Below are 24,206 nucleotides of genomic sequence, written 5' to 3' on the forward strand. Positions count from 1 at the left end.
CTCAACCGTCGACGAGGATGCGAGCGGCGGCGTCGAGCCCGTGCGGGGTCCCGACCACTACCAGCAGGTCCCCCGAGTCGAGTACGAAATCCGGTCCGGGCGAAGGGTGCAGCTGTCCGGCGCGCATGACCGCGACGATGGAGGCCTTGGTCCGGGTGCGCATGCCGGTTTCGCCGAGCATGCGGCCGCGGTAGGGCGAGTCGCCGCTCACGGCCAGTTGGCGGGTGGTGATCCCGGGTAGGTCGGAGTGTTCTTCCTTGAGCTGCTGCACCAATTGCGGCGCGCCGAGCAGGTTGGCGAGCACGGCGGCCTCGTCGGTGGTCAGTGGCACCTGCGCCTGGCAGGCATCAGGGTCGTCGAGCTGCGACACGATCAGGTCGATCCCGCCGTCCCGGTGTGTCACCACACCGATCCGGCGCCCCGAACGCACCTCGAAGTCCTTGCGTACACCGATTCCTGGCAGCGCTGTCACGTCGACGTTCACGCCGTCCAGATTAGGGCAGAGTGTCCGATTCCCCGCGATCTACCTCACAGATCGGCTATCGGCGCGAATTCCCCGTTATCCCCGGGCAGGAACTCGGTCACCTCCACCACGGCCGCCACCGGCAGCGGCCCGTACAGATGCGGGAATCGCATCGACTCCGGATCGCTCGGCACCCCGGGCTCCCATTTCACCGGCGCCCCCAGCCGCTCGGGATCCAGCCAGAGCAGCACCAGGTCCCGCCTCCCCCCGAACAGCCGATTGGCCGGCAAATGCGCCTGATAGGGCGCCGACAAGTGAATGAATCCCACCTCATCCAGCGAGGCCGCCCGGTACTCGCCCACCTCCCGAGCCGCATCCCACTCGTCACGACTACAGATGTGCAACAACCGATCCGGCGTCATCCCAGCTCCAGTACCCACCCGGACACTCTAGGACGCGCGGCGGTCAGTAGGCGGTGGGGTGGGAGATGTGGGGGGTGATGTCGTTGACGGTTACTTGGGCGGGGGCCAGGCGAGTCGAGGCGCGGGGGCCGACGGAGGTGTCGGTCGTCCAGACGCTGACGCAGGGCCCTGCGGGTGGCCGGAGCGTGAGGTCGAACGCTTCGCCCGCGTCGGCGACCCGCACGACGGGGAGGATGGGGCCGAGGGTTTGGTGGGTCATGACGGACATGGTGGGTTCCACGTCGGCCAGGACCGTCGGGGGGATGGTGTGGCCGGTGCCGGAGCCGCCGCAGCGGAGGGTGGCGCCGGCGATGAGGGCGTCGCCGAGTTGGGTGCGGACGTGTTCGGCCTGGGCGGCGGAGGTCATGACGCCGGTGCCGATCTCGTCGTCGATGAGGGGGCCGAAGGCGGCGGCCTCGGCGGCGAGTTTCTCGAGAAAGGCGTCGTAGACGGAGGTTTCGACGTAGATGCGCTCGATACTCCGGCAGCTTTGCCCGCTGTTCGCCAGACCACCGAGGGCGATGCAGGCGGCCGCCTGATCCAGATCGGCGTCGGCGAGCACCACGGCCGCGGATTTGCCGCCCAGATCGAGGCAGCACGGGATCAGCCGCCCGGCCGCGCGCAGCGCCACCACCTTGCCGGTCTCGACGCTGCCGGTGAACCGGACATAGTCGACGGTATCGAGGACGGCGGGACCGGCGTCGTGCCCGGCGACCGTCTCGAAAACCGCTGGGGCGCCGATCTTTGCCCAACCGGCGGCCAGCGCCCGCATGGTCAGCGGCGTCTCCGAGGACGGTTTCACGATCACGGCCGCCCCGGCGACCAGGGCGGGTATCGCGTCGAAGACGGCGAGGGTGAGCGGATAGGTCCACGGCCCGATCACCCCGACCACCGAGCAGGCGTGCTGCGTGACGGCGAGTTGCATGGCGGCGGACGGGCGCAGCGAGACCTGCGGATGCCTGCCGCCGAGGAAGTCGGCGCCCTGCGCGCGGTAGTGGTCGATGGCGTCGACGGCCAGATCGAATTCGAGCTCGGCCTCCGAGTACGGCTTCCCGGTTTCCAGTGCCAGCAGTTCGGCGACCTCATCCCGGTTGTCCAGCAACCAGTTTCGGAATGTCGTCAGCCAGTGGATCCGCCCGACAACACCCAGCGAACGCCATAGTTCGCTGTGCTCGCGCAGTCGCTCGACGGTGGCACGGACTTGTTCGGGGGTGTCCGTGGGAATGGTGTCGACCACGCGGCCGTCGGCGGGTGCGATCACGGTGAGCATCGGCGGGCGGACCTTTCCGGCATCCGGCACCTGGGTCTGTGTGTATTGCGCGCTGCGCATGAATCTCACCGTATGGCTGAGGGTTTCGGCCGACCAGCTTGCGTTGGGCCAGGAATCGGCGAATATGGGCCTCAGCCAGGCAACTTACCGGCTGGTAACGCCTCGCGAACGCCGATTGTTTGCGAGACTGCCTGAGTGACGGAAGAGTTGGCGCACCTGCGTCCCATCACCAGCACCGCGCTACTGGTGGATTTCGCACTGGGCCGCGGCCTGCAGCTCGGCGCCGTACTGCGGGACACCGGCCTCCGGGAATCCGTTTTGCGTGATCCCTCCTCGGAAATCACCATGGGCCAGGAGTTCTCGCTCATGCGCAATGTGGTGCAGGGCGTCGACGACGAGCCCGGTATGGGTCTGCTGGCCGGCATGCTCTGCCATCCGCCGACCCTGGGCGTGCTCGGTTTCGCGCTCATGAGCAGCTCAACTCTGCGCCACGCCATGGATATTGCGCTGCGCTACGCGGATCTGTCGTTCAGCGCGGCCCGGCACTGGGTGGACGATCGCGGGCCCGAGGTGTGGGTGGTGCGCGACGACAGCGCACTACCGGAGGATATTCGGCGTTTCGCGCTGGAGCGCGACCTCGCGGCCATCCAGACCATCCAGCAGGACCTCATCTCCATTCGCCTGCCCGCCGTGCGGGTGGAGCTGTATGTCGACGCGCATCCGATCTACGAGATGTTCGGCGCGGTCTTCGGGGTGGAGGATGTGGCGTTCTCGATGCCGCAGTCCCGCATCAGTTTCCAGGCGAGCACGCTGCAAACCCCACTACCCCAAGCAAATTTGTCGACCGCCCGGTTTTATGAGCAGCAGTGCGCCGACCTCATGGAGAGCCGGCACAGCCGCAGCGGACTCAGCGGCCGCGTCCGCCAACTGCTCATCCGCCACGGCGGCTCCGCCGACCAAACCCGCATCGCCGCCGACCTCGACGTCAGCGTCCGCACCCTGCGCCGCCGGCTCGCCGAGGAGGGCACCACCTTCCGCGAGCTCAGCCTGGAGACGGTCGGCATGCTCGCCGAAGAACTGCTCATCGCCGGCCTCACCGTCGAACAGGCCGCCGACCGCCTCGGCTATGCCAGCGTGTCCGCGTTCGCCTCGGCCTTCCGCTCCTGGAAGGGTCAATCCCCCGGCCACTTCGGCCGCCTGCACCGCGGCCGCGCCGCCGTCCGCTACTGACGGCGGTACCCGAGCCGGACCGCATTCATCTGGTAGACCAGCAGGTACGTCTCCGTACCCGATCGTCCCAGAGGAACCATGAACCCGTCCGTGATCATGTCCGCCCGCGATATCGAGTTCCTGCTCTACGACTGGCTGGACGTGGCGTCCCTGACCGAGCGGGAACGCTTCACCGACCACTCCCGCGAGACCTTCGACCAGGTGCTGCAACTCTGCCAGGACCTCGCCACCACCTACTTCGCCCCGCACAATCGCGAGAACGATCTGCACGAGCCCACCTTCGACGGCGAGCGCGTGCACCTCGTCCCCGCGGTCGGCAAGGCCCTGCGTGCGTTCTCCGACGCCGGAATGGTCGGCGCCGCAATGGATTACGAGATCGGCGGCATGCAGCTCCCGCACGTCGTCTACACCGCGTGCATGTCCTGGTTCCACGCCGCCAACGTGGGCACCGCCGCCTACGTCATGCTCACCACCGGCAATGCCAATCTGCTTGCCGCACACGGCAGCCCGGAGCAGATCGACCGTTTCGTGCGCCCCATGCTGGACGGCCGCAACTTCGGCACCATGGCGCTGTCCGAACCGCAGGCCGGATCCAGCCTCGCCGACATCACCACCCGCGCCGTACCGCAGGACGACGGCAGCTACCGGATCTTCGGCCGCAAGATGTGGATCTCCGGTGGCGACCATGATCTTTCGGAGAACATCGTCCACCTGGTGCTGGCCCGCATTCCCGGCGCACCCGAAGGGACACGGGGCATTTCGCTGTTCATCGTCCCCAAGTTCCTGCCGGATGCCGACGGCAGGCCCGGTGAGCGCAACGATGTGGTGCTGGCCGGCATCAACCACAAGATGGGCTGGCGCGGAACCGTCAATACCGCACCGGTTTTCGGCGACGGCAACTTCACGCCCGGCGGTGCGCCCGGTGCGGTCGGCTACCTGGTCGGTGCGCCGAATCACGGTATGGCACAGATGTTCACGATGATGAACGAGGCCCGGATCGGCGTCGGCCTGGCCGCCACCGCACTCGGTTACACCGGATACCTGAAGGCCCTGGACTACGCGCGCAACCGCCCGCAGGGCCGTCCGATCGGCACGCGCGGCGGCGCCCAGGTCGATATCGTCGAGCATCCCGATGTCCGCCGCATGCTGCTGGCCCAGAAGTCCTACGCCGAGGGCGCGCTGGCCCTGCAGCTCTACTGCGGCCGCCTGGTCGACGAACAGCGCACGGCCGCAACCGAATCCGACCGCGCCCGCGCGGCGACCCTGCTGCGCATCCTGACCCCGATCGCCAAGAGCTGGCCGAGCCAGTGGTGCCTGGCCGCCAACGATCTGGCCATCCAGGTGCACGGCGGCGCCGGTTACACCCGCGACTACGACGTCGAGCAGCACTATCGCGACAATCGCCTCAACCCGATCCACGAGGGCACGCACGGCATCCAGAGCCTGGACCTGCTCGGCCGGCAGGTGACGCTGGACAACGGTGCGGCACTTGCGACTCTCTCAGAGACGATCGCTATTACTCTCACCGCCGCACGCGCCTCCGGTGATACAGAACTGATCGACTTCGCCGACACCCTGGAAGCCACGCTGAACCGCTTGACCGCCACCACCGCCGGTCTGTGGCGGGACGGCGATCCCGAGGCCGCACTGGCCAATTCAGCGGTCTATCTGGAGGCGTTCGGGCATACGGTCATGGCGTGGATCTGGCTGCAGCTCGCGCTCGCCGCGACCCCGCTCGCCGGCCGCGGCGACGCCTTCGGACTGGGTAAGCGCGCGGCCGCCCGCTACTTCTTCCGATGGGAATTGCCCCGCACCACTCCACAGTTCGAGCTGCTGGATTCTCGCGACCGCACCACCGCTGACCTCGACCCGGCATGGCTGTGAGCTTGCTGCCCTTTGCCGGACGGTTATCCAATCGAAGTGTGGGTGTCGGCGCCGCCGGGTAGTCTCCCGGTAGACAATTCGATCAGCGTGTACGGGAGGGTCTTCGACGACTCCGCGGCCACTGTGCCGGGCCTGTTCGCTTTCAGCGAAATCCCAGGTCGTGTTAGCGAAAACACAATGGAAACTCCGCGGGAACAAAGACCTCGCCCCGAACGTCTGACAGAGTAGTCATCAACCACTGCTGGGAAGTAGCGGTAGCGAGGTTCGCGGAATGGTCCGCGGACCCCCACACCAGGCGAACGGCGCCGCGAGCGCCCGGAGCCAGGATTGGAGGAGTCATGCCAGGAACCCTGACAAGCACCCCACTGACCGCGGTCGACCGTTGTGACCGCTGCGGGGCAGCCGCGCGCGTGCGCGCGACCCTTCCCGCCGGTGGAGAGTTGCTCTTCTGCCAGCATCACGCCAACGAGCACATGGACCGTCTCCGTGCACTCGAAGCCGTGATCGACACGGAGTCGGCGCCGGCGCTGTAACAGCTCCTCCACCTCGGGGAACTGGATCCACAGCCCCCGAGGAGCCCGCTCGAACAAGTAAATCTTCCCAACAGAAAACCCACAACGGGCGACCATACGGTCGCCCGTTGCGTTGTCTCCGGGGCCGGGTTCGCGCCCCGGAGACGCACTGACCTCGGGGAGCGCAACAAATGTGGCGCACGCCACAATCCATGTGCGAGTAGCCGTTACACCCGCGTACAAAGGACGGGTGCCGACCCCCGTTCATGCCACCTACCTGCCCGATCGCCATATGTTCGGACTCTGGACCTGGACCGGACACGAACCCGGACCCGCGCCGCGCGACTGCGGCGCACGCGAAACCCTCCCCCTGGCCGTGCCGGCTCCCGGCGGCATGACCGTCGCCGACGTGGAATGCGCACTGGTGGAACCGGAACGGCTGCTCGCCCTCGATATCCCCGATCCCGGCCCCTCGGTACAACTGTGGCGGACAGCGCTGGAGAACGAGCTCCAGGCCGCACTACTGCCGCCCGCAGCACACGCCGCACCCAACCCGAGCGGGACAGCGGTCGTCTCCGCGGCCCGCGCACTGCGCACCCTGCGGGACACCGTCGCGCTGACCGCCGAGCTGCGCTCCGGCCTCAAGGCCGAGTTGCGGCCCTACCAGGCACGGGGCATCACCTGGTTGCGCGAGACGGCTGCCGCACACGGCGGTGCCGTGCTCGCCGACGAGATGGGGCTGGGCAAGACCGTGCAGGCCATCGGGGCCCTGCTCGGAAAGGCAAGCGACGGACCGCAACTGGTGGTGTGCCCGACCTCACTGGTGAGCAACTGGGTGCACGAGATCGAACGCTTCGCACCGGGGCTCCGGCCGGTCGCCTGGCGCGGCGGGCAACTGCCCGGCGACACCACGGCCGGGACCATCCTCGTCACCGGATATCCGACCCTGCGCGGGCATGGGCCCGCACTGACCGGACAACGCTGGGCGAGCGTCGTTTTCGACGAGGCGCAGGTGCTCAAGAATCCGCGTACCCAGGTGTCCAGGGCGGCCCGCGGCCTCGATGCAGAGGCCCGGATCGCGCTCACCGGCACACCCGTGGAAAACCATCTCGACGAATTATGGGCGCTGCTGAACCTGATCGTGCCGCAGGCTTTCACGCACAAGGCCCAGTTCCGGCGGCGATTCGTACGACCCATCAGCGAAGGCTCGGCCGAGGCGGTGGTGCGGCTGCGGGACGCCCTGGAACCGATCGTGCTGGCGCGCCGCAAGTCTCAGGTGGCGGCGAGCCTGCCGCCCAAGATCCACAGTGACCTGATCTGCGATCTCACCACCGAGCAGGAACAACTCTACGACCAGCTGCTGAGCCGCGCCGAAGAAGCGGGCTTCGGCAGCGGCGCACAACGTCACACCCGGGTACTGGCGGTACTCACCGAGCTCAAGCAGGTGTGCAACCATCCCGGCCTGATCACCGGCGAACTGGGCGAACTGGCGGGCCGCTCCGGCAAATTCGACGTCTGCACCGACATCCTGGCCGGCAACCTGGAAAACGATTCGCCGACACTGGTGTTCACCCAGTACCGCAAGACCGGAGACCTGCTGGTGCGGCACTGCGCCGAGCAATTCGGCGTCACGGTCCCGTTCTTCCACGGCGGCCTGAACCAGGAGGCGCGGGCCGACATCGTGAACCGCTTCCAAGCACCCGATGGCCCACCGATTCTCGTGCTGAGCCTGCGGGCGGCGGGCACCGGGCTCACCCTCACCCGCGCGGCCGATGTCATCCACTTCGACCGCTGGTGGAATCCGGCGGTCGAGGCACAGGCCTCCGATCGCGCGCATCGCATCGGGCAGACCCGCACCGTCACCGTCACCACGCTGACCTCCGGCACCACCATCGAGGAGCACATCGCCGGCATGCACGACCGCAAGGCCGCGCTCACCGACCTCAGCGATGCCGCCGGCGTCGCCGAACTGGCCCGTTTGGACGACGAGCACCTGCTGGAACTGCTGCGCCGGAAGCGAGGCAACTGAGATGGCCGACAATGAATTCGGGTACACCGTCTGGGGCATGGACTGGGTCCGGCTCGCCGAACCGCTCAGCATGAGCAAACCCGAACCGCTGCTGCCGCGCGCACGCAGAGTTGCCCGCAATGATGGTGTGCAGCTGGAGATCGAGGGCGTTGCGGTGCGGGCGGCCATCCACCGCGGGGCCGTGGCGTCGGTGACGTATCTGGAGTTCGCGCCGTTGAGCCGGGCGGCGATCGACGCGATCGGCGCGATCGTGCCGGGCGATGCCATCGGACTCGGCGATGAATTACACCGGGCAATCGTGAATGCCGGTGTTGTGCTCGCGCCGCGGCTGGTGAGTGCGGATTGCTCGTGCCGAGCGCGTAATCAGCGATGCCTGCATATGCTCGCGACTTGCTATGCGCTTGCCCGGAAGGTCGACGAAACTCCGTGGCTCGCACTGGATCTGCAGGGTTATCGAAGTATCGATCGGGCGGCGGCCGGCGCGGTCGAGGCCGGTAGTCCCGAGACTCGCTGGACGCCGCTCGACACCCTGGATCCCGCAACCTTTTTCGGGCTCGCGCGCTAGCTCACCGGGCGGTGGGCGTTGAAACGGAAGATGCCCGTGCCGGTCTCGACCGCGATATCGGTGAAGCCGGCGCGGGCCAGACGGGCCGGCAAAGTGGCGGGCGGGATCGGGTTGTAGGTGTCGCCCAGGTGCATGAGCCGAAAGGGGAGGCGGTCGATGCCGTCACTGCCCGCGAACGCGCCGCCGGGCCGCAGGACGCGGAAGGCCTCGGCGAACAGGTCGTCCTGCTGCTCCGGCGTGGGCACGTGATGCAGCATGGTGAAGCACACGACCGCGCTGAACTCACTGTCGCCCATGGGCATCGCCGTCCCGTCGCCGTCGACGACGCGCAGCCGGCCGGCGCGTTTCTCCCGCAGGCGGGCGGCGAGTTCCGGATCGATCTCGAGTCCGGTCAGCGCGGCCGAGCGGGCCCGCAGTGCGGTCACGTTCGCGCCGTAACCGGGTCCGACCTCGAGGGTGTTGTCGCCGAGCTCGAGTCCGTCGAGCGACCACGGCACGATGTTCGTCGCGCTGTGGCGCTCCCAGTAGGCGGAGCGGCAGCACAGCTGGTGCAAGAAGTTCATCCCCATGGCCGGAACGCTAGGCCGCGGCGCCGCTGACCACTAGGGACTACGGTGACAGACTATGTCGCGAGACGGTCAACGCCTGGTGCTGGCCGCACCGCTCGGCCCCACCGCCATGGTGTTCGGCGCGTCGCCGCTGCCCGCCGGGCACTGGTACGAGGTGCACGAGCATCCGCAACACCAGATCGCCTGGGCCGCACAGGGTGTGATGACCATCATGATCGGTGACGGCCGCTGGGTGCTGCCGCCCACCCGCGCACTGTGGATTCCGCCCCGCGTCCGGCACCGCACCGGCACCACCGAGGGGGCGGTGTTCAGCGGCATCTTCCTGGATCCGGTCCGCACCCCGGTCGACTTCCCGGCGCCCACCATGCTGCGGGTGTCACCGCTGCTGCACGAACTCTTCGACCACCTGACCCGGCACAGTCCGACCGCGCCACAGCGGCACCGCGCCGAGGCGGTGGTCTTCGACCTGCTGGAGCCCGTCGACATCGTCCCCATCGGCGCCCGTATGCCCGGGGATCCGCGCGCCCGCCTGGTGGCCGAGCTGCTGCTGGCCGACCCCGCCGACCCGCGCACCCTGGAAGAGTTCGCCGCGGCCGCCGCCACGGCGCCCCGCACCCTGGCCCGCGCCTTCCGCGCCGATACCGGAATCACCTTCGGCCACTGGCGAACCCAGCTGCGCCTGGCCGCCTCCCTGCCCCTACTGGCGTCCGGCCTCCCCATCTCCCGGATTGCCGCCCGCGTCGGCTACGCCACCCCCAGCGCCTACGTGGCGGCCTTCCACCGTGAGGTGGGCCTCTCCCCCGGCCGCTATTTCGCCCGCTGAACCTGTCACACCCACCCGCTACCGTCGGTGCATGGCCGAATCCGAATACGCCTTCACCGCGGAGCTCTGGGAATGGGAATCCCAAGCCTCCTGGTACTTCGTGAGTCTCCCCGAAGCCATCGCCGATGACGTCGACGCCTTCCACGGCCACCGCGCCGCCGGCTTCGGCTCTGTCCGCGTCAAGGTCACCGTCGGCGCCACCCGCTGGGCAACCTCCATCTTCCCGGACAAGGGCCGCGCGACCTATGTTCTCCCCGTGAAGAAGTCGGTCCGCATCGCCGAAAACCTAACCCCTGGCAAACCGGTCGAGGTATCCCTGGAAATCGCCTAGCGCCGTCGGCCTCGAGACGGCCGCCCGAGAGTTCGGCAGCGGCAATCGGCCGGGCGGTCATCCGCGTCCGCCCGCTGAGATGTTCGGTGGAGACAGTCAGCCGGGCCGTCCGGGCCGAAGCCGTGTGCCGCACGGCCACAAACATTCTCGGCGCTGCCGGACGTCCACCCCACGCACTCTGCTGGGCCGCAGGGTCCCATTTACGGCTGGGACGCAGGTCAGCAGAGCGACGCGGGGCCGCGGAATCTAGAGGCGGCGCAAGGCCGCTATGCGTTCGGTGAGTTGTTCGGCGGTGGCGAGTGCGGTTGGGGGGCCGCCGCATTCGCGGCGTAGCTCGCCGTGGATGACGCCGTGGGGTTTGCCGGTGCGGTGGTTGTGCATGGCGACCAGGCTGTTGAGTTCGCGGCGGAGTTCGCCGAGTTTGTCGGCGGTGGCGGCGCGTTCGGCGGCGGCCTCGACGCTGGGGCCGGCGGGCCGGGCGGCCTCGGCGCTGCGGTCCTGGATCTGCTTGGCCTGACGTTCGCGCAGCAGGGCGCGCATCTGGTCGGCGTCGAGCAGGCCGGGAATGCCGAGGTAGTCGGCTTCCTCGTCGGAGCCGGAGAAGGTGGCGGTGCCGAAGGAGTCGCCGTCGTAGATGACCTGATCGAGTTCGGCGTCGGCGGCCAGGGCGATGAACTTCTTCTCCTCCTCGCCGGGCTCGTCCTTCTGCTTGTTGGCGTCGGTGAGGAGTTCGTCGTCGAGTTCGTTCTTCTCGCGATGCGGCTTGCCGATGACGTGGTCGCGCTGAACTTCCAGCTGCGCGGCCAGATCCAGCAGCACCGGCACCGAGGGGAGAAAGACACTGGCGGTCTCACCGGTCTTGCGGGCACGCACGAAACGACCGATGGCCTGCGCGAAGTACAGCGGCGTGGAGGCGCTGGTGGCGTACACGCCGACCGCCAGGCGCGGCACGTCGACGCCCTCGGACACCATGCGCACCGCGACCATCCACGGATTGGTGTTATCGGCGAACTCACCGATCCGATCCGAGGAGGATGGATCGTCGGAGAGCACGACGGTCGGCTTGCTACCCGAAATGTGTTCCAGCAGTTCGGCGTAATCGCGCGCCTTGTCCTGGTCGGTGGCGATGACCAGGCCGCCCGCGTCGGGCATACCGGTGGCCCGCAACTGCCGCAGCCGGGTATCGGCCGCGGTGAGCACCTTCGACATCCAGTCACCGGCCGGATCCAGCGCGGTCCGCCAGGCGCGGGCGGTCTGCTCGGCATTCAGCGGTTCGCCCAGGCGCGCGGAGTACTCGTCGCCCGCGCTGTCGCGCCAATGCGCCTCACCGGAGTAGGCGAGGAAGACCACCGGCCGCACGACGCCGTCGGCCAGCGCCTCCGAATACCCGTACGTGTGATCGGCCTTGGACTTCTCGAACCCGGATTCGTCGACCGCGTAGGTGATGAACGGGATCTTGGAATCGTCACTGCGGAACGGGGTACCGGTCAGCGCGAGCCGCCGGGTGGCATCGCCGAAGGCCTCCTCGACCGCCTCACCCCAGCTCTTGGCATCGCCGGCGTGATGGACCTCGTCCATGATCACCAGCGTGCGCCGGTTCTCGGTGCGCACCCGATGCTTGAACGGATGCGACGCCACCTGCGCATAGGTGACCACCACGCCGTGATAGTCCGACGAGGTGGAACCGGTGGAGTTGGAGAAGTTGGAGTCCAGCTGGATGCCCAGCCGCTGCGCCGAGGCCGCCCACTGATGCTTGAGATGTTCCGTCGGCGCGACGACCGTCAACTGATCCACAGTCCGGTCGTTGAGCAGCTCAACCGCCAGCCGCAACGCGAAGGTCGTCTTACCCGCACCCGGGGTGGCGACAGCCAGGAAGTCGCGTGGCCTGGTCGTCAGATACTTGGTGAGAGCCCTGCGCTGCCATGCACGTAAAGAACCGCCACCACCCGAAGTCACTCGGTAGAGATTAGCGACCCGGACCGACACTCTTCCAATCCGACACAGCCCCTTGGAGTGCCGCACGACACATCGCGCGTCCGTCCACATTCCCGACGCAGGTGAGCGATGCTGTAGCCACGATGAACGAGCACGACGATCCTTCGCGACACGCCGACGACTCCGTGTCGGACGGGACCGCAGTGCCGAAGGCCCGACCCGCCGGCGCGCCGAACGCCCGGTCCGCCGGGGCGCCGCAACCCCCATTCACCGACGTTCCGATCGACTGGCCCGACGAGCGACCGACCATCCGGTTCGCGCCGGTGCCGGACACCCCGCCCGACGAAGAACCGACCATTCGATTCGAGCCGGTACCGGATACCCCGCCCGCCACCGTGCTCGCCGCCACCCGGCTGCGCCGGATCTGGCAGCTCGTGGTGCACGTGGCCGCAAAGGCTTGGGACGATTCGATTTTCACCAAGTCCGCGGCCGCCGCCTTCTGGCAGACCCTGTCGCTGGCCCCGCTGCTGCTGGGACTGCTCGGCAGTCTCGGCTATGTCGGCCACTGGTTCGGGCCGAACACCATCAATATCGTGCAATCCAAGATCATCAACTTCGCGCGCCGGGCGTTCAGCTCCAGCGTCGTCGACGATCTGGTCGCCCCTACCGTCAACGACGTGCTCAAACGCGGCCACGGCGGCGTGGTGTCGGTCGGGTTCGTGCTGTCGCTGTGGGCGGGTTCGTCGGCCATGGCCACCTTCGTGGACGCCATCACCGCCGCCCACGGGCAGGCCGCCGCCCGGCATCCGGTGTGGCAGCGCACCTTTGCGCTGTTGCTCTATGTCGGCTTCCTGATCGTGGCGGTGCTGCTACTACCCCTGATCGCGCTGGGCCCGACCATTGTCGGCCGCGTCCTGCCGCACGGCTGGCGCGAACCCGGACTGCGGCTCATCGACGCGTTCTACTATCCGGCCACCGGCCTGATCCTCATCGTCGGCCTGACCTTCCTCTACAAGCTGGCCCTGCATCGCACCCTGCCCTGGCATCGCCTGTTCGGCGGCGCACTCGTGGCGGGTGTCTTCTTCATGGCCGCCAGCACGGGCCTGCGCCGCTATCTGGCCTGGGTCACGCAGACCGGCATCAGCTACGGCGCGCTGGCCACGCCGATCGCCTTCCTGCTCTTCACCTTCTTCCTCGGCTTCGCCATCATCCTCGGCGCCGAGTTCAATGCGAGCGTGCAGGAGTTCTGGCCGGCCCGCGCCACCCGCTGGTCGCAGATCAAGGCCTGGTGGGCAGCGCGGAAGCGCGCGGCACGGCACCGCAATCCGAAGCAGGATAGGTTGGCCGGGCATGAGGGCCCGAGCAATCGGGGTTAGCTTCACACGGAAGATCGAATGACGCTCGGGCGATAACGGTGGGCCTCCACGATCTCCGAGAGGTCGAACACCGGAGACGGATGGACAATCGCACGAGCGGTTCGGCCATTCTGGTTCGGGACCTCGGCTCCTAGTGTCGATATCGACCGAGAACACCCCGCACAGGAGCGAAAACCCATGCCGCAGAAGATCCTTTACACCGCCGAGGCCACCTCCGACGGCGAGGGCCGCAACGGCCACGTCGCCACCTCCGACGGCCTGCTCGATCTCGATCTCGCGATTCAGCGCGAACTCGGCGGGCAGGGCGGAAAGACCAATCCCGAACAGCTTTTCGCCGCCGGTTACGCGGCCTGCTTCCACAATTCACTGCTGGTGGTCGCCCGCCGCGCGAAGGCCGATGTCACCGGTTCGACGGTGACCGCCGAGGTCGGCATCGGCCCCGAGGACGTCGGCTACGGGCTGGCCGTCACCCTCGAGATCGCACTGCCGAACGTCGAACCGGCGCAGGCCGAGCAGCTCATCGAGGCCGCGCATCAGGTGTGCCCGTACTCGCGCGCCACTCGCGGCAATATCACCGTCGACCTGCGGCAACTCCCCGCCCAGGCGCGCAGCTAGGTGGCGTTTTCTTGTCAGTGAACGGCGTTTTCGCTGCTGGTGCCGGTCCTGATGGTTGCTGAAGAATCGCTGGAGCATCGACAACCAGCGAGGAGCTCAGCAATGACCAGTATCGGCGCGAAAACCACCACCGCCGGGATCGACGAACTGCTGCAGGACTACTTCGACCTGCTCTACACCCAGGACATGAGCCTGTTCGACCGGGTGTTCCACCCGTCGGCGGTGCTCTACTCCGCGCAGGACGGGCTCATCGTGGTGCGTCCGCGTGAGGAATACCGGGAGCTCATGCGGGCCAGGCGGTCACCCGAGCAGAACGGGGCGCCCCGCAAGGACACCGTGCTCCGGATCGACGCGCTCTCGCCGGAGATGGCGGTCGCCAAGGTAAGACTGCGGCTCAACGACAACATCATGGTCGACTACCTGAACCTGCTGTTGATCGACGGGCTCTGGATGATCGTGGCCAAGCTCTACCACCGCGAGGGAACCGCCGCCGCGGCGCAATAGCGTGGCGAAAACCCCCGCCGGCAAGCACCGCGAATAGCGTGGTGCCATGCTGCACACGATCGCCGCAGTCGTGGTCGAGGACTTCACGCCCTTCGAACTGGGCGTGGTCTGCGAGGTGTTCGGCGTGGACCGCACCACGGAAGGCGGCCCGGCCTTCGACTTCCGGGTCTGCGGTGAACACCCCGGCGAACCCCTCTACTGCGCACAGGGTTTCGCCGTCGTCCCGGCGGTGGGATTGGCCGGACTCGCCGACGCCGATCTCGTGGTCGTTCCCGCGGCCGCGGTCCGCGGCGACTACGCACCGGCCGTACTCGACGCACTGCGTGCCGCATCGGACCGGGGCACGACCCTCCTCTCGGTCTGCAGCGGCGCCTACCTGCTGGGCGCCGCGGGTCTGCTGGACGGCCGGAAGTGCACCACCCACTGGCGCTACGCCGACGACTTCCGCCGCCGGTTCCCGCGCGCGGACCTCGATCCGGACGTCCTGTTCGTCGACGACGGATCGATCATCACCAGCGCGGGCACCGCGGCGGGCATAGACGCCTGCCTGCACCTGGTCCGCCGCGAAATAGGTTCCGCCGCGGCGAATCTGATTGCCCGGCGCATGGTCGTAGCCCCGCATCGGGAGGGCGGTCAACGCCAGTTCGTCGATCGCCCGGTGCCCGAGACCGCCGACGCCGGCCTGCAACCCGTCCTCGCCGAGATCCTCGATGACCTGACGGTGGAACACACCTCAGCGGAACTGGCTCGCCGCGCCAACATGTCGACCCGCACGCTACTGCGCCGCTTCACCTCCGAAACCGGCACCACCCCGCACCGCTGGCTCACCCTCCAACGCATCCGCCACGCCCAGCACCTGCTCGAAGACACCACCCTCGACGTCGAACAGATAGCCCGCGCAACAGGTATGAGCACCGGCCCGCTGCTCCGGCATCACTTCCGCCGGATAGTCGGCGTGACGCCCAAGGAGTATCGCGCCACCTTCACCACCCGCACCGCGGAGCAGCGGTCGCAGCCCTGGCCTACTTGACGGTTCGACCGGGGTCCGCGGAGGCCGGTCGGCGATCGTCGCCGACGATGACAGCCACATCGGGCTCGAGGGCCGCGCCGAAGCGGGGGCGGCCGTCGGGGCCGAAGGACATGGGCTGCACGCGAATACTGCGGCCGGCCCAGCCGGTGCCGGGGTCGAGACGGGCGTGGTAGGCGATCCACGGCTGCCCGTCGATGGTGAAGAAACCGTTGTGGCCCGGGGCTATCGAGTGGGGGCCGCCCGGCAGGATCGGGCCGCCGGATTTGGTCCAGGCCGCCGGGTCCATGGGATCGCCGCCGGGGGTCAGGCGCAGCAGGCCGAGGCGGTAGCTGTCGTCGAAACTGGCATTGGCGGAGAAGGTTACGTACAGGGTGCCGTCGGGGGCGTATATCGGCTGCGGCGCTTCGTTGATGAGCAGGCCCGCGTTGTTGGGGACGGTTTCCCAGGCGGCGGTCGGCGTCGAGATCGCGACGGTGTCGCCGATCGCCGTCATCGGGTCCGACATGTGCACCGCGCAGATCTGCTGTACGCGTGGGTCTTCGGGCTTCAGGCAGGACCACAGGAAGTAGCCCTGATTCCGGTAGGTCAGGTAGACGCCGTCGATGGCCACGGTGCGGGGCAGGTTCACTTCGCCGAGGAAGTCATAGGGTCCGGCGGGGTCGTCACCCACCGATTGCAGCGCGTATATGCGGTGCGTCTCGGGGTTGTCGTTCTCCTGGCCCGCGAAGTAGATCCACCAGCGATCGCCGATGCGCTGCAGTTCGGGCGCCCAGATCTTGGTGCAGGCCGGCGCCGGGCACGCCGGGTGCTGCCACACCACGTGCGGTTCGGCGTTCTGCAATCCGCCGAGCGTCTCCGAATTGCGGATCACGACATTGTCGTCGTTGTAGAAGTCGCCCTGGACCAGGTGGAATCGGCCCTGGTAGTAGGTGATGCTCGGATCGGCCCCGGCAGCCAGGACCGGATTCGTGAATTGTTCGCGGTCCGGGTCGGCCGCCGCGGCGCGCGGCGCCGTCGGCGCGGAAGCCAGGCAGAGAAACGCCGCCCCCACGACCCCGAGTATCGTCCGCCAGCCCGCCATGACCGCCTCCACCAGATATCGAGAAACCAGTGTCCGGCATGCCGCGGGCACAATCGATCATTCGCGACACTCCGGCGTTTCGCCTGCACGGATCGCGTCAGAGGAAGACGCGGGCGATCTCCAGCCACTTCCGGGCGTCCGCGCCGACCGCCGTGAGGTCGGTCTCGGCCAAGGGCCTGCGCTGGGTGACCCGCAGGCAGAAGTCGAAGGCGCTGCCCTGAACTCGTTGTACGGCGTCCTCCGGGCCCCACGCCCAGGTCTCCCCGTCGGGTCCCTTCAGCTCGACGCGGAAAGGCGCTGCCGGAGTGGGCAATTGGGCGGCATAGAACGACAGTTCGAGCCCGGCGACGCCCAGCGCGGCCACATGCCGGAGCCGCCCGGTCGGCGGGTGTGGAACGCCCAGCGCGTCGAACACGTCCTGCCCGTGCGCCCACGTCTCCATCAGCCGTAGCGGCACCATCAGCGTCGCGGTCAATTCCGAGCCGAACCACGGAAACCCGTGGTCCAGTGGAATATCGCGCAACGCCGCCGCGACCTCGGCACGCCCGGCACGCCATTCGTCCAGCAGTACCGCCCGAGGTTTCGCGGCGCCCGCGTCGGCATCGAGATCGGCGGCCCGGCTGCCCACGGCCTCCGCGTGCTTCAGCACCGCGTCGAACGCCTCCGGGGTCCGGATGGCGATGACGACGTTCGCATCGGCCACGGCGAGATGAGCGATCTGGTGGGCAATCGTCCACCCCACCGCCGGTGTCGGCGCGGACCAGTCGTCCTGCGCCGACACCAGCGCGTCGAGCTCATCGCCTTCGAGCTCCAGATCGGGCAGAGCGATATCGCGCTTCACATCGGACAGATCGAGACCGTAATCCAACATCATCACCCTCACACCCGTGGCCGAACATGATCACCACCAACATACGCCGCCCGCGCCGATGCATCCTGAAATACCTTCGGGTTCAGCCAGATTCGTGACGGCCGCGAACGCGCCGCCCCGGCGGTTACCGACCTCAGTTGTTCACGCCCGGGAAAGCATGACGTGACGTGGGGTTCATGCGCGGGGGTGACGGTGTGGCCTCATGACGAGGAATACTTTCCGATCGGAAGTTCGCTCGCGCCGGGCGATTACCGTCCTACTGGCCCTGCTCGCGGCAGTGACATTGCTGCTCCCAGGCGCCGACGCCGTACGGACGAGCGCCGATCCGGCGCCCGCCCCGGCGACCATCCAGCTGGTCTCGGCCACCGTTCCGCAACGCGCCTGGACGACCTTGGGCCTCATCGACCAGAGGCAATGGCCGCCGGACGACTGCCCGGGCACCAAAGGCGGCACGGTCTGGCAGAACCGGAGCGGCCAGCTGCCGAGCGGCGTCGATTACCTGGAGTGGGACGTCAACTGCAAGATCCCGGGCCGCTCCCGCGACGCCGAGCGCATCGTCACCGGCGACGACGGCTCGGCCTGGTACACCGGCGACCACTACGCCACCTTCACGAGAATGCGCTGACCGCGGCGGCCGGTCAGCGCGCCGGGGTCCGGCGTAGTCGGTCCGCCAGCCAGAGCACGGTGCCGTAGCCGAAGGCTGCGTCGGCATTGGATACCAGCGCGGAGGTCGGGAAGATGATGGCGTGGCGGAGGCCCGCGTCGGCGAGATCGCGCAGGCGGGTGAGGATTTCGCGCGGAGTGCCGACCATGAGCCATTCGCGGAGGACTTCCTCGGTGACTTCGGCCGACGCTTCCTGTACCTCGGATTTGGTGAGGCGGTGCGGCATCAGGTCGATCAGGCCGCGGAAGTCTTCGCCGAAGGGATGTTTCGCGCCGCAGCGCGCCCACACCGCGGCCGGCGCGAACAGTCCGACATAGCGGACCGACGGCGCCCGCAGCAGGCGGCGCACACCCGCCTCGGTACGCGCCGGCAGGATCGTCACCATTTGCGCGGGAACGATCGCTTCGGGGTCGCGCCCGGCCGTGCGGGCGGCGGCGTGGACCACCGCCAGCCGGCGCTCGTATTCGGCCGGCGCCATGGACTCCCACGGATACCAGCCGTCGGCGTACCGACCGGTCAGCTCCAGCATGCGCGGCCCGTGCGCACCCAGCCAGATCTGCGGCATCCGGTCGGCCGGAACCGTCAAATCCATTGGCGCCCGGTCCATCCGGTAGTAGCGGCCCGCGAAATCGATCGGCTCCGTCGAGGTCAGGGCCGCACGCAGCACCTGCAAGGCTTCCTCGAGCCGATCCACCGGACGATTCCACGCGAACCCGTACGGCTCGAGATTCTCCCGCTCCCCCGCCCCGATCCCCAGAATCGGCGGCGCCTTCGTCAGATGGGCCAGCGTCAGAAACGTCTGCGCCAGCAATACCGGATGCCGCCGATGCGGATCCGTCGTCCCCACCCCCAACTGCATGCGCCCGGCTCCCGCGGCCAAATGCGCCAGCAGCGGCGCGAAGTCGAACTGCTCGTCCGGACTCCCCACCCCCTTCGCCATCGGCGTGAACTCGGTATCCCACGCCGCCCGCGGAAACACCCCGATCAAATGATCGGTCGCCAGCACCGAATCCAGCCGCCCCAGCCGAGCCATCCGCACCACGAACCGCGCCGCCCCCACCGGCGGATTGATCCCCGCCAGCGTCCCCACCGCGAACGATTTCCGATCACCCGAGCCCACCATGATGGTCTCCTCCCGACCGTCCCAGCCGACCCGGAACCCCCCGATTATCCGTCGAATCCCGTTCGCCGTCAGTCGATCCCGGATTCCACGCGCGCGCCGGCGAAGAGCTGCTCACGCATCCGGGCCGGGGTCTGCCCGTAATGCTCCCGGTAGGCCTCGCGGAATCTGCGCGTGCTTGGGAACCCCTCCTCGAAGGCGATCCTGTCCATATCCACCGGCAGCGCAACGGACAATCGCCGGTGCGCGCGCTCGACACGGATGGTGCGGAGCAACGTGCCCGGCGACGAGTACCCGGCGCTCTGCAACACCTTGTACAGCGTCCGCTCGCCGATCCCCAGCATCGCGGCGATCATCTTCGGTGTCACCCGATGATCGTGCGCATGCTCCTCGATCAGAAGTCGTGCGCGTTCGGCATCCAAAGCCCGCTTGCCGGACCCGATCGCAGGAGCGGGGTTCAATGCCCCATCGAGCAGCGTGAGCGCGCTGGCGAATGCGACGCTGAAATCCGCTGCCGTCCAGTCCTCGGCCTCCACGAGCATCCGAACCTGGGTCTCCAGCATGCGCATCAAAGGACGTTTCTCATCCAGCACGAGCGAGGCCCTCTCGGCGCGCCCGGGTTCGAGCGATCTCTCGGGGACGGTCAAGATCAACGCGCTGATCGTGTCGGCGTGCGTCATCAGCAGCGGGCGGCCCCAATGGAAGAAGCAGAGCTTTCCGGGCTGGAAGATCTCCCTCGAATCGCCTTGCTCGAACTCGAAACGTCCCCGCAGCGGGACGAGCAGGCGATAGCTGTTGTCACCGTCGGATCGCACATCGCGTCGTGAGCGCTGGTAATCGAGTGCGCCGGAAGTGAACTTGACGACTTGGAATCTCCCGACATCCTGCGCGTAAGCATCCGACCGGAACTCGTCCGCACGAAACCCCAACCCGACCGACCCCTGCCGCTGCCGGAGGTATTCACACCACGACGCCGCCGGGTCCTCATCGTCGGTCGAGAAGGTCTCGCGCCGGTACTCCGCACCGATCACACCGCCGCCCTTCCACCCACCGCCGCAGCCTACGGCAGGCAGAAAACGACCGCGAACGGGCAGGAAAACGGTAGAAACCGAACGGCCGTGGAACCTACTGTGCGAGACAGGCTTTCGACAGTGTCATCGAAATCCGCCACTCGGTCTCACACCGGAGGGGAAGACCGAGTGCCCGCCGAGGGAAGAACCCGGGCGTGCTCGTCCCAATGCCGCGACGAGCACGCCCGGCTCACTTCTCAAGGCGACTTCCGGACCAGTGCCACACTCATGCGGCGGCGACGGCCCTGCGGTGGTGGCTTGCGGGGGCGGCGGGGGCGGCCGTAGCGCAGCAGCTCCATCAGCAGGTCCTCCGCGGCGCGGTAGCGCGGGATGTCGACCCGGAGGCGCCACAGGATCTCCGGGTCACCGGCCTCCATCACGGTCACGCGGACCGGGAGGACGTAGCCTGCGATTCCCTCATCGGAGAGCGCGAAGAGCACTCGATAGACCTGGGACTCGTCCAGGTCCGCGAGGACGCCGAAGGCCCGCGCCTGCAGTCCGTTGCTCAGTCCGCGCGCTGGTATCCAGTGCGTGGTGCCGCGGCTGTCCGACCACGGATCGGGAATCTGACGTGCCGCGGTCATCGCGCCCAGTCCTCCACGGGATCGATCAGCCGGACCGGTCAGTCCTTCTTCATCATTTCGTAGATGCGTTTGCAGTCCGGGCAGACCGGGGAGCCGGGCTTGGCGGAACGGGTCACCGGGAAGACTTCGCCGCAGAGGGCTACGACGTGGGTGCCCATGACCGCGCTCTCGGCGATCTTGTTCTTCTTCACGTAATGGAAGACTTTGGGGGTGTCGTTGTCCGTCGACTCGTCGGTGGTCTCGTCGGGACGTACCAGGGTGTCTGCGCTCACGACATCAATAATGCCAGCAGAGGGTCGGAAGCCTGCCGGAAGTATGGGAGAAGTGGGGGCGTGTGCATTCGACGGGCGGTAGTGCAAGACTCGAGGTATGCAGCGTGACGGCGATCCCCAGGCCGATTCCAGCGGCGACGGCGAGCGCCCCGAAGCCGAGTTCCATCCCGCTGGTTCGATTCCCAAGCCGCCGCGCGCGCAGCAGGGGTACTTCCCCGGTGAGCAGAAGGCCAATCCGGCTCTGATCACCGAGGCGTCCACCTCGCTGGAACAGCAGCATCGGGACCGGGTGCGGCGGTACACGCTGATCATGGCGATGCGGATCCCCTGTCTGGTCGGCGCGGCCATCGCCTACGGCCTCTGGCACAGCTGGTGGCTGTCGCTGCTGATCATCGGCGTTTCCATCCCACTGCCGTGGATCGCCGTCCTGATCGCCAACGACCGTCCCCCGCGCACCAAGGACGAGCCCAGCCGCTGGGACGGGCGCCGCGATCAAGCCGCCCTGGAGTCACGGCCGCACAAGGCCATCGACGGGTAGCAAGCCGGCGCCCTGCCGGCTAGGCGATCGCGACATCCGCGCGGCGGCGGCGGATGCTGGCCGACAGCACCGCGGCGACGGCACACAGACCGCCCGCTATGAACCAGGCCAGGTTGTAGCTGCCCTGCGCATCCCGGATCATGCCCGCACCGAATGCTGCCAGCGCCGCGCCCACCTGGTGGGAGGCGAAGACCCAGCCGAAGGCGACCGGTCCGTCCGCACCGAAGTGCTCCCGGCAGAGGGCGACCGTCGGGGGCACGGTGGCGATCCAATCCAGGCCGTAGAAGATGATGAACGCCCACATGGGCGGCTGCACTTCGGGTTTCAGCAGGATCGGCAGCACGAACAGCGAGAGGCCGCGCAGCGCGTAGTACGTGATCAGCAGATAGCGGGAGTCCATGCGGTCGGTGAACCAGCCGGAGGCGATGGTCCCGGCGATATCGAAGATGCCGACGACGGACAGCAGACCGGCCGCGGTGGTGGCGGGCATGCCGTGATCGTGCGCGGCACTCACGAAATGGGTCTGGACCAGCCCGTTGGTCGTCGCGCCACAGATGGCGAAAGTGCCTGCCAGCAGCCAAAATACGGGCTTGCGCACGATCCGTCCGAGCACTACCAGCGCACGGGTCATCCCCCCGGGGTGCGAGGTCCGCAGTCCACTGTCATCGCCGGGACCGGCGCCGTACGCCGTGTGCCCGATATCGCTGGGATAGTCGCGGATGAAGAGCAGTACCAGCGGCACCACCGCCAGCGCCGCCGCCGACACCAGCAGCGCGGGAGTGCGCCAGCCGTGATTGTGCGCGAGCCAAGCGATCAGGGGCAGGAACACCAGCTGCCCGGTGGATCCGGCGGCGGTGAGCACGCCGGTGACCAGTCCGCGCTGCTTCACGAACCAGCGCCCGGTGATGGTGGCGACGAACGGCATGGACATCGACCCCACGCCCACCCCGACCATCAGCCCCCAGGTGGCCATGAGCTGCCACGACTGCGTCATGAACACGGTCAGCCCGGACCCGGCCGCGACCAGCACCAGCGCGCAGGACACCACCACCCGGATGCCGAACCGTTCCATGAGGGCGGCCGCGAACGGCGAGATCGCGCCGTACAACACCATGTTCAGCGAGACCGCGGCCCCGATGGTGGCGTGTGACCAGCCGAATTCGTCGTGCAGCGGGTCCATGAGCACACCGGGCACCGACCGGAATCCGGCTGCGCCCAGCAGTGCGACGAATCCGACGACCGCCACGATCCAGGCGGGATGCAGGCGGGTCCGGCGCGGCAATTCACCTGTGCCGTGCGGCTTTTCCGGGGCCTGATCGATGCGAAGTTCACTCACCCGTCGAGCGTCGCCGATATTCGCTTCCCGATCGAGTGGCCGGAATGCCACAATGCGTCAAGATCTAGCCACGAAGGATGGAGGAGCCCGTGCCCACACCGCATCTGGTCGCCGTGCTCGCCCTGGAACCCATCATCGGGTTCGACATGACCATTCCGCCGACCGTGCTCGGCTCGGCCGTCGACGAATCAGGCAACGGCCTGTACGACGTGCACGTCTGCGGGCTGAGCACGAACCCGGTCCGCGCCACCAACGGATACGCGATCGTCCCGGAGTTCGGGCCGGAACTGCTCGCCCGCGCCGACACCGTGATCGTCCCCGGCACCCAGATCCCGGAACCCCGCACCCTGGGCCGGCTCACCCCCGAACTGGCCGCGGCGCTGGCCACCATCCGGCCGGACGCCCGCATCGTGTCGATCTGCACCGGCGCGTTCGTGCTCGGCGCGGCGGGCCTGCTGGACGGGCGCCGCGCCACCACGCACTGGCAGTACGCCGACCACTTCCGCGCCCTCTACCCGGACGTCCGCATCGACGAGAACCTGCTGTTCGTGCAGGACGGAAACGTCTGGACCGCAGCCGGTCTCGCGGCGGGCGTCGACCTGTGCCTGCACCTGATCCGCACCGATCACGGCAGCGGCCCCGCGAACCGGGCGGCCCGCTACTGCGTGGTGCCGCCGTTCCGGGACGGCGGGCAATCGCAGTTCATCGAACGGCACATCCCCGAGCCCGGCATCGACGGCACCGCACCGACCCGGGTGTGGGCGCTGCGCCACCTGGATCGCGATCTGGCCCTGAATTGCCTTGCCTCCCATGCCCGGATGAGCGTCCGCACCTTCACCCGCCGGTTCAAGGCGGAGACCGGTCTGGCGCCGGGCGCGTGGATCCTGCAGCAGCGGCTGCGGCACGCGCGGCATCTGCTGGAGTCCACGGATCTGCCGATCGACGAGGTCGCGCGCGCCGCGGGCATGGGCACCAGCGCCTCGCTACGCCACCACATGCGCCTGGAACTGGGTGTGCCACCGTTGACCTATCGCAAGACGTTTCGCAAGCAAGACCTTTCGCGAGCATGAGGA

General features: G+C 68.1%; 26 protein-coding genes. 14 read left to right on the forward strand and 12 right to left on the reverse strand.

Going from position 1 to position 24,206, the window contains the following annotated elements; genetic code table 11:
• Position 1: 1 nt before the first annotated feature.
• Genes ACIP5Y_RS00960 through ACIP5Y_RS00970 form a run of 3 tightly spaced genes read right to left on the reverse strand, consistent with a single transcriptional unit; the run spans position 2 to position 2,254 of the window.
• Positions 2-484, reverse strand: a complete 483-nt coding sequence (locus ACIP5Y_RS00960) for a cation:proton antiporter regulatory subunit (protein ID WP_400346431.1) — start codon at positions 482-484, stop codon at positions 2-4.
• 44 nt (positions 485-528) lie between these two features.
• On the reverse strand, positions 529-885 hold the full coding sequence (locus ACIP5Y_RS00965; RefSeq protein WP_400349038.1) for a DUF952 domain-containing protein: 357 nt from the start codon (positions 883-885) through the stop codon (positions 529-531).
• 43 nt (positions 886-928) lie between these two features.
• Positions 929-2,254: an aldehyde dehydrogenase family protein gene (locus ACIP5Y_RS00970; RefSeq protein ID WP_400346432.1), complete on the reverse strand. Its 1,326-nt coding sequence runs from the start codon at positions 2,252-2,254 to the stop codon at positions 929-931.
• A 135-nt stretch (positions 2,255-2,389) separates the two neighbouring features.
• Between ACIP5Y_RS00970 and ACIP5Y_RS00975 the strand changes: the two genes are divergently transcribed.
• The 5 genes from ACIP5Y_RS00975 to ACIP5Y_RS00995 all read left to right on the forward strand — a co-directional run bounded on the left by ACIP5Y_RS00975 (position 2,390) and on the right by ACIP5Y_RS00995 (position 8,414).
• The gene (locus ACIP5Y_RS00975) at positions 2,390-3,424 is read left to right on the forward strand and encodes an AraC family transcriptional regulator (protein ID WP_400346433.1); all 1,035 of its coding nucleotides are present in this window, start codon (positions 2,390-2,392) and stop codon (positions 3,422-3,424) included.
• Between the two features lie 78 nt (positions 3,425-3,502).
• Positions 3,503-5,308 (forward strand): acyl-CoA dehydrogenase, encoded by a 1,806-nt coding sequence (locus tag ACIP5Y_RS00980; protein ID WP_400346435.1) that lies wholly within the window; start codon positions 3,503-3,505, stop codon positions 5,306-5,308.
• Positions 5,309-5,646: 338 nt separating this feature from the next.
• Positions 5,647-5,841 (forward strand): hypothetical protein, encoded by a 195-nt coding sequence (locus ACIP5Y_RS00985; protein WP_040809921.1) that lies wholly within the window; start codon positions 5,647-5,649, stop codon positions 5,839-5,841.
• Positions 5,842-6,112: 271 nt separating this feature from the next.
• Positions 6,113-7,849 (forward strand): DEAD/DEAH box helicase, encoded by a 1,737-nt coding sequence (locus ACIP5Y_RS00990; protein ID WP_400349039.1) that lies wholly within the window; start codon positions 6,113-6,115, stop codon positions 7,847-7,849.
• A gap of 1 nt (position 7,850) precedes the next feature.
• Positions 7,851-8,414, forward strand: a complete 564-nt coding sequence (locus ACIP5Y_RS00995; RefSeq protein WP_400346437.1) for an SWIM zinc finger family protein — start codon at positions 7,851-7,853, stop codon at positions 8,412-8,414.
• On the opposite strand, the gene ACIP5Y_RS01000 is transcribed toward ACIP5Y_RS00995, so the two are convergent.
• Positions 8,411-8,983, reverse strand: a complete 573-nt coding sequence (locus ACIP5Y_RS01000) for a class I SAM-dependent methyltransferase (RefSeq protein ID WP_400346438.1) — start codon at positions 8,981-8,983, stop codon at positions 8,411-8,413. The two genes, ACIP5Y_RS00995 and ACIP5Y_RS01000, sit on opposite strands and share 4 nt — an antisense overlap.
• A gap of 55 nt (positions 8,984-9,038) precedes the next feature.
• Between ACIP5Y_RS01000 and ACIP5Y_RS01005 the strand changes: the two genes are divergently transcribed.
• Positions 9,039-9,806 carry an AraC family transcriptional regulator gene (locus ACIP5Y_RS01005; protein WP_400346440.1) on the forward strand — a complete coding sequence of 256 codons (768 nt, stop codon included), beginning with the start codon at positions 9,039-9,041 and terminating at the stop codon, positions 9,804-9,806.
• A 31-nt stretch (positions 9,807-9,837) separates the two neighbouring features.
• Positions 9,838-10,137: a DUF1905 domain-containing protein gene (locus ACIP5Y_RS01010; protein ID WP_400346441.1), complete on the forward strand. Its 300-nt coding sequence runs from the start codon at positions 9,838-9,840 to the stop codon at positions 10,135-10,137.
• 246 nt (positions 10,138-10,383) lie between these two features.
• Here ACIP5Y_RS01010 and ACIP5Y_RS01015 read toward each other — a convergent pair whose 3' ends face one another.
• Positions 10,384-12,093, reverse strand: coding sequence for a DEAD/DEAH box helicase (locus ACIP5Y_RS01015; RefSeq protein WP_400346443.1), 1,710 nt, complete (start codon positions 12,091-12,093; stop codon positions 10,384-10,386).
• Positions 12,094-12,215: 122 nt separating this feature from the next.
• Here ACIP5Y_RS01015 and ACIP5Y_RS01020 point away from each other — a divergent pair, with 122 nt between their 5' ends.
• The 4 genes from ACIP5Y_RS01020 to ACIP5Y_RS01035 all read left to right on the forward strand — a co-directional run bounded on the left by ACIP5Y_RS01020 (position 12,216) and on the right by ACIP5Y_RS01035 (position 15,597).
• On the forward strand, positions 12,216-13,448 hold the full coding sequence (locus ACIP5Y_RS01020; protein WP_400346444.1) for a YhjD/YihY/BrkB family envelope integrity protein: 1,233 nt from the start codon (positions 12,216-12,218) through the stop codon (positions 13,446-13,448).
• Between the two features lie 177 nt (positions 13,449-13,625).
• A complete protein-coding gene (locus ACIP5Y_RS01025; protein WP_400346445.1) occupies positions 13,626-14,063 on the forward strand; it encodes an organic hydroperoxide resistance protein in 438 nt (145 codons plus the stop codon).
• A gap of 102 nt (positions 14,064-14,165) precedes the next feature.
• Complete coding sequence (locus tag ACIP5Y_RS01030; protein ID WP_400346446.1) at positions 14,166-14,567, forward strand: nuclear transport factor 2 family protein; 402 nt, start codon at positions 14,166-14,168, stop codon at positions 14,565-14,567.
• A gap of 46 nt (positions 14,568-14,613) precedes the next feature.
• Positions 14,614-15,597, forward strand: coding sequence for a GlxA family transcriptional regulator (locus tag ACIP5Y_RS01035; protein WP_400346448.1), 984 nt, complete (start codon positions 14,614-14,616; stop codon positions 15,595-15,597).
• Here ACIP5Y_RS01035 and ACIP5Y_RS01040 read toward each other — a convergent pair.
• Complete coding sequence (locus tag ACIP5Y_RS01040; RefSeq protein WP_400346450.1) at positions 15,590-16,678, reverse strand: family 43 glycosylhydrolase; 1,089 nt, start codon at positions 16,676-16,678, stop codon at positions 15,590-15,592. The genes ACIP5Y_RS01035 and ACIP5Y_RS01040 overlap by 8 nt on opposite strands.
• 97 nt (positions 16,679-16,775) lie before the next feature.
• On the reverse strand, positions 16,776-17,549 hold the full coding sequence (locus ACIP5Y_RS01045; RefSeq protein ID WP_400349041.1) for a TIGR03084 family metal-binding protein: 774 nt from the start codon (positions 17,547-17,549) through the stop codon (positions 16,776-16,778).
• 202 nt (positions 17,550-17,751) lie between these two features.
• On the opposite strand from ACIP5Y_RS01045, the gene ACIP5Y_RS01050 reads away from it, so the two are divergent.
• Positions 17,752-18,174, forward strand: a complete 423-nt coding sequence (locus tag ACIP5Y_RS01050; protein WP_400346451.1) for a ribonuclease domain-containing protein — start codon at positions 17,752-17,754, stop codon at positions 18,172-18,174.
• A gap of 13 nt (positions 18,175-18,187) precedes the next feature.
• On the opposite strand, the gene ACIP5Y_RS01055 is transcribed toward ACIP5Y_RS01050, so the two are convergent.
• The 4 genes from ACIP5Y_RS01055 to ACIP5Y_RS01070 all read right to left on the reverse strand — a co-directional run bounded on the left by ACIP5Y_RS01055 (position 18,188) and on the right by ACIP5Y_RS01070 (position 21,268).
• The gene (locus tag ACIP5Y_RS01055; RefSeq protein ID WP_400346452.1) at positions 18,188-19,336 is read right to left on the reverse strand and encodes an LLM class flavin-dependent oxidoreductase; all 1,149 of its coding nucleotides are present in this window, start codon (positions 19,334-19,336) and stop codon (positions 18,188-18,190) included.
• 68 nt (positions 19,337-19,404) lie between these two features.
• Positions 19,405-20,364 (reverse strand): AraC family transcriptional regulator, encoded by a 960-nt coding sequence (locus tag ACIP5Y_RS01060; RefSeq protein WP_400346453.1) that lies wholly within the window; start codon positions 20,362-20,364, stop codon positions 19,405-19,407.
• 236 nt (positions 20,365-20,600) lie between these two features.
• Entirely contained in the window at positions 20,601-20,987 is a 387-nt protein-coding gene (locus ACIP5Y_RS01065) for a hypothetical protein (protein ID WP_400346454.1), read from the reverse strand.
• A gap of 38 nt (positions 20,988-21,025) precedes the next feature.
• Entirely contained in the window at positions 21,026-21,268 is a 243-nt protein-coding gene (locus ACIP5Y_RS01070) for a DUF3039 domain-containing protein (protein ID WP_400349043.1), read from the reverse strand.
• 88 nt (positions 21,269-21,356) lie between these two features.
• Here ACIP5Y_RS01070 and ACIP5Y_RS01075 point away from each other — a divergent pair, with 88 nt between their 5' ends.
• Complete coding sequence (locus ACIP5Y_RS01075; protein ID WP_400346456.1) at positions 21,357-21,797, forward strand: DUF3099 domain-containing protein; 441 nt, start codon at positions 21,357-21,359, stop codon at positions 21,795-21,797.
• 19 nt (positions 21,798-21,816) lie between these two features.
• Here the strand turns inward: ACIP5Y_RS01075 and ACIP5Y_RS01080 are convergent, their stop codons facing one another.
• Complete coding sequence (locus tag ACIP5Y_RS01080; protein ID WP_400346457.1) at positions 21,817-23,133, reverse strand: MFS transporter; 1,317 nt, start codon at positions 23,131-23,133, stop codon at positions 21,817-21,819.
• Positions 23,134-23,279: 146 nt separating this feature from the next.
• Here ACIP5Y_RS01080 and ACIP5Y_RS01085 point away from each other — a divergent pair, with 146 nt between their 5' ends.
• Positions 23,280-24,203, forward strand: a complete 924-nt coding sequence (locus tag ACIP5Y_RS01085; protein ID WP_400349044.1) for a GlxA family transcriptional regulator — start codon at positions 23,280-23,282, stop codon at positions 24,201-24,203.
• The last annotated feature ends 3 nt before the right edge of the window (positions 24,204-24,206 follow it).

Source organism: Nocardia sp. NPDC088792, from assembly GCF_044750615.1.
GTDB lineage: Bacteria > Actinomycetota > Actinomycetes > Mycobacteriales > Mycobacteriaceae > Nocardia.

Bases quoted from the DNA above. Each gene is read 5' to 3' on its own strand.
- ACIP5Y_RS01045 (WP_400349041.1), bottom strand. From the start codon at position 17,549: ATGTTGGATTACGGTCTCGATCTGTCCGATGTGAAGCGCGATATCGCT.
- ACIP5Y_RS01085 (WP_400349044.1), top strand. From the start codon at position 23,280: ATGACCATTCCGCCGACCGTGCTCGGCTCGGCCGTCGACGAATCAGGC.
- ACIP5Y_RS01010 (WP_400346441.1), top strand. From the start codon at position 9,838: ATGGCCGAATCCGAATACGCCTTCACCGCGGAGCTCTGGGAATGGGAA.
- ACIP5Y_RS00985 (WP_040809921.1), top strand. From the start codon at position 5,647: ATGCCAGGAACCCTGACAAGCACCCCACTGACCGCGGTCGACCGTTGT.
- ACIP5Y_RS01000 (WP_400346438.1), bottom strand. From the start codon at position 8,983: ATGGGGATGAACTTCTTGCACCAGCTGTGCTGCCGCTCCGCCTACTGG.
- ACIP5Y_RS01025 (WP_400346445.1), top strand. From the start codon at position 13,626: ATGCCGCAGAAGATCCTTTACACCGCCGAGGCCACCTCCGACGGCGAG.
- ACIP5Y_RS01035 (WP_400346448.1), top strand. From the start codon at position 14,614: ATGCTGCACACGATCGCCGCAGTCGTGGTCGAGGACTTCACGCCCTTC.
- ACIP5Y_RS01065 (WP_400346454.1), bottom strand. From the start codon at position 20,987: ATGACCGCGGCACGTCAGATTCCCGATCCGTGGTCGGACAGCCGCGGC.
- ACIP5Y_RS00970 (WP_400346432.1), bottom strand. From the start codon at position 2,254: ATGCGCAGCGCGCAATACACACAGACCCAGGTGCCGGATGCCGGAAAG.
- ACIP5Y_RS00980 (WP_400346435.1), top strand. From the start codon at position 3,503: ATGAACCCGTCCGTGATCATGTCCGCCCGCGATATCGAGTTCCTGCTC.
- ACIP5Y_RS00995 (WP_400346437.1), top strand. From the start codon at position 7,851: ATGGCCGACAATGAATTCGGGTACACCGTCTGGGGCATGGACTGGGTC.
- ACIP5Y_RS01040 (WP_400346450.1), bottom strand. From the start codon at position 16,678: ATGGCGGGCTGGCGGACGATACTCGGGGTCGTGGGGGCGGCGTTTCTC.
- ACIP5Y_RS01030 (WP_400346446.1), top strand. From the start codon at position 14,166: ATGACCAGTATCGGCGCGAAAACCACCACCGCCGGGATCGACGAACTG.
- ACIP5Y_RS01050 (WP_400346451.1), top strand. From the start codon at position 17,752: ATGACGAGGAATACTTTCCGATCGGAAGTTCGCTCGCGCCGGGCGATT.
- ACIP5Y_RS01020 (WP_400346444.1), top strand. From the start codon at position 12,216: ATGAACGAGCACGACGATCCTTCGCGACACGCCGACGACTCCGTGTCG.
- ACIP5Y_RS01055 (WP_400346452.1), bottom strand. From the start codon at position 19,336: ATGGTGGGCTCGGGTGATCGGAAATCGTTCGCGGTGGGGACGCTGGCG.
- ACIP5Y_RS01075 (WP_400346456.1), top strand. From the start codon at position 21,357: ATGCAGCGTGACGGCGATCCCCAGGCCGATTCCAGCGGCGACGGCGAG.
- ACIP5Y_RS00990 (WP_400349039.1), top strand. From the start codon at position 6,113: ATGTTCGGACTCTGGACCTGGACCGGACACGAACCCGGACCCGCGCCG.
- ACIP5Y_RS01005 (WP_400346440.1), top strand. From the start codon at position 9,039: ATGTCGCGAGACGGTCAACGCCTGGTGCTGGCCGCACCGCTCGGCCCC.
- ACIP5Y_RS00965 (WP_400349038.1), bottom strand. From the start codon at position 885: ATGACGCCGGATCGGTTGTTGCACATCTGTAGTCGTGACGAGTGGGAT.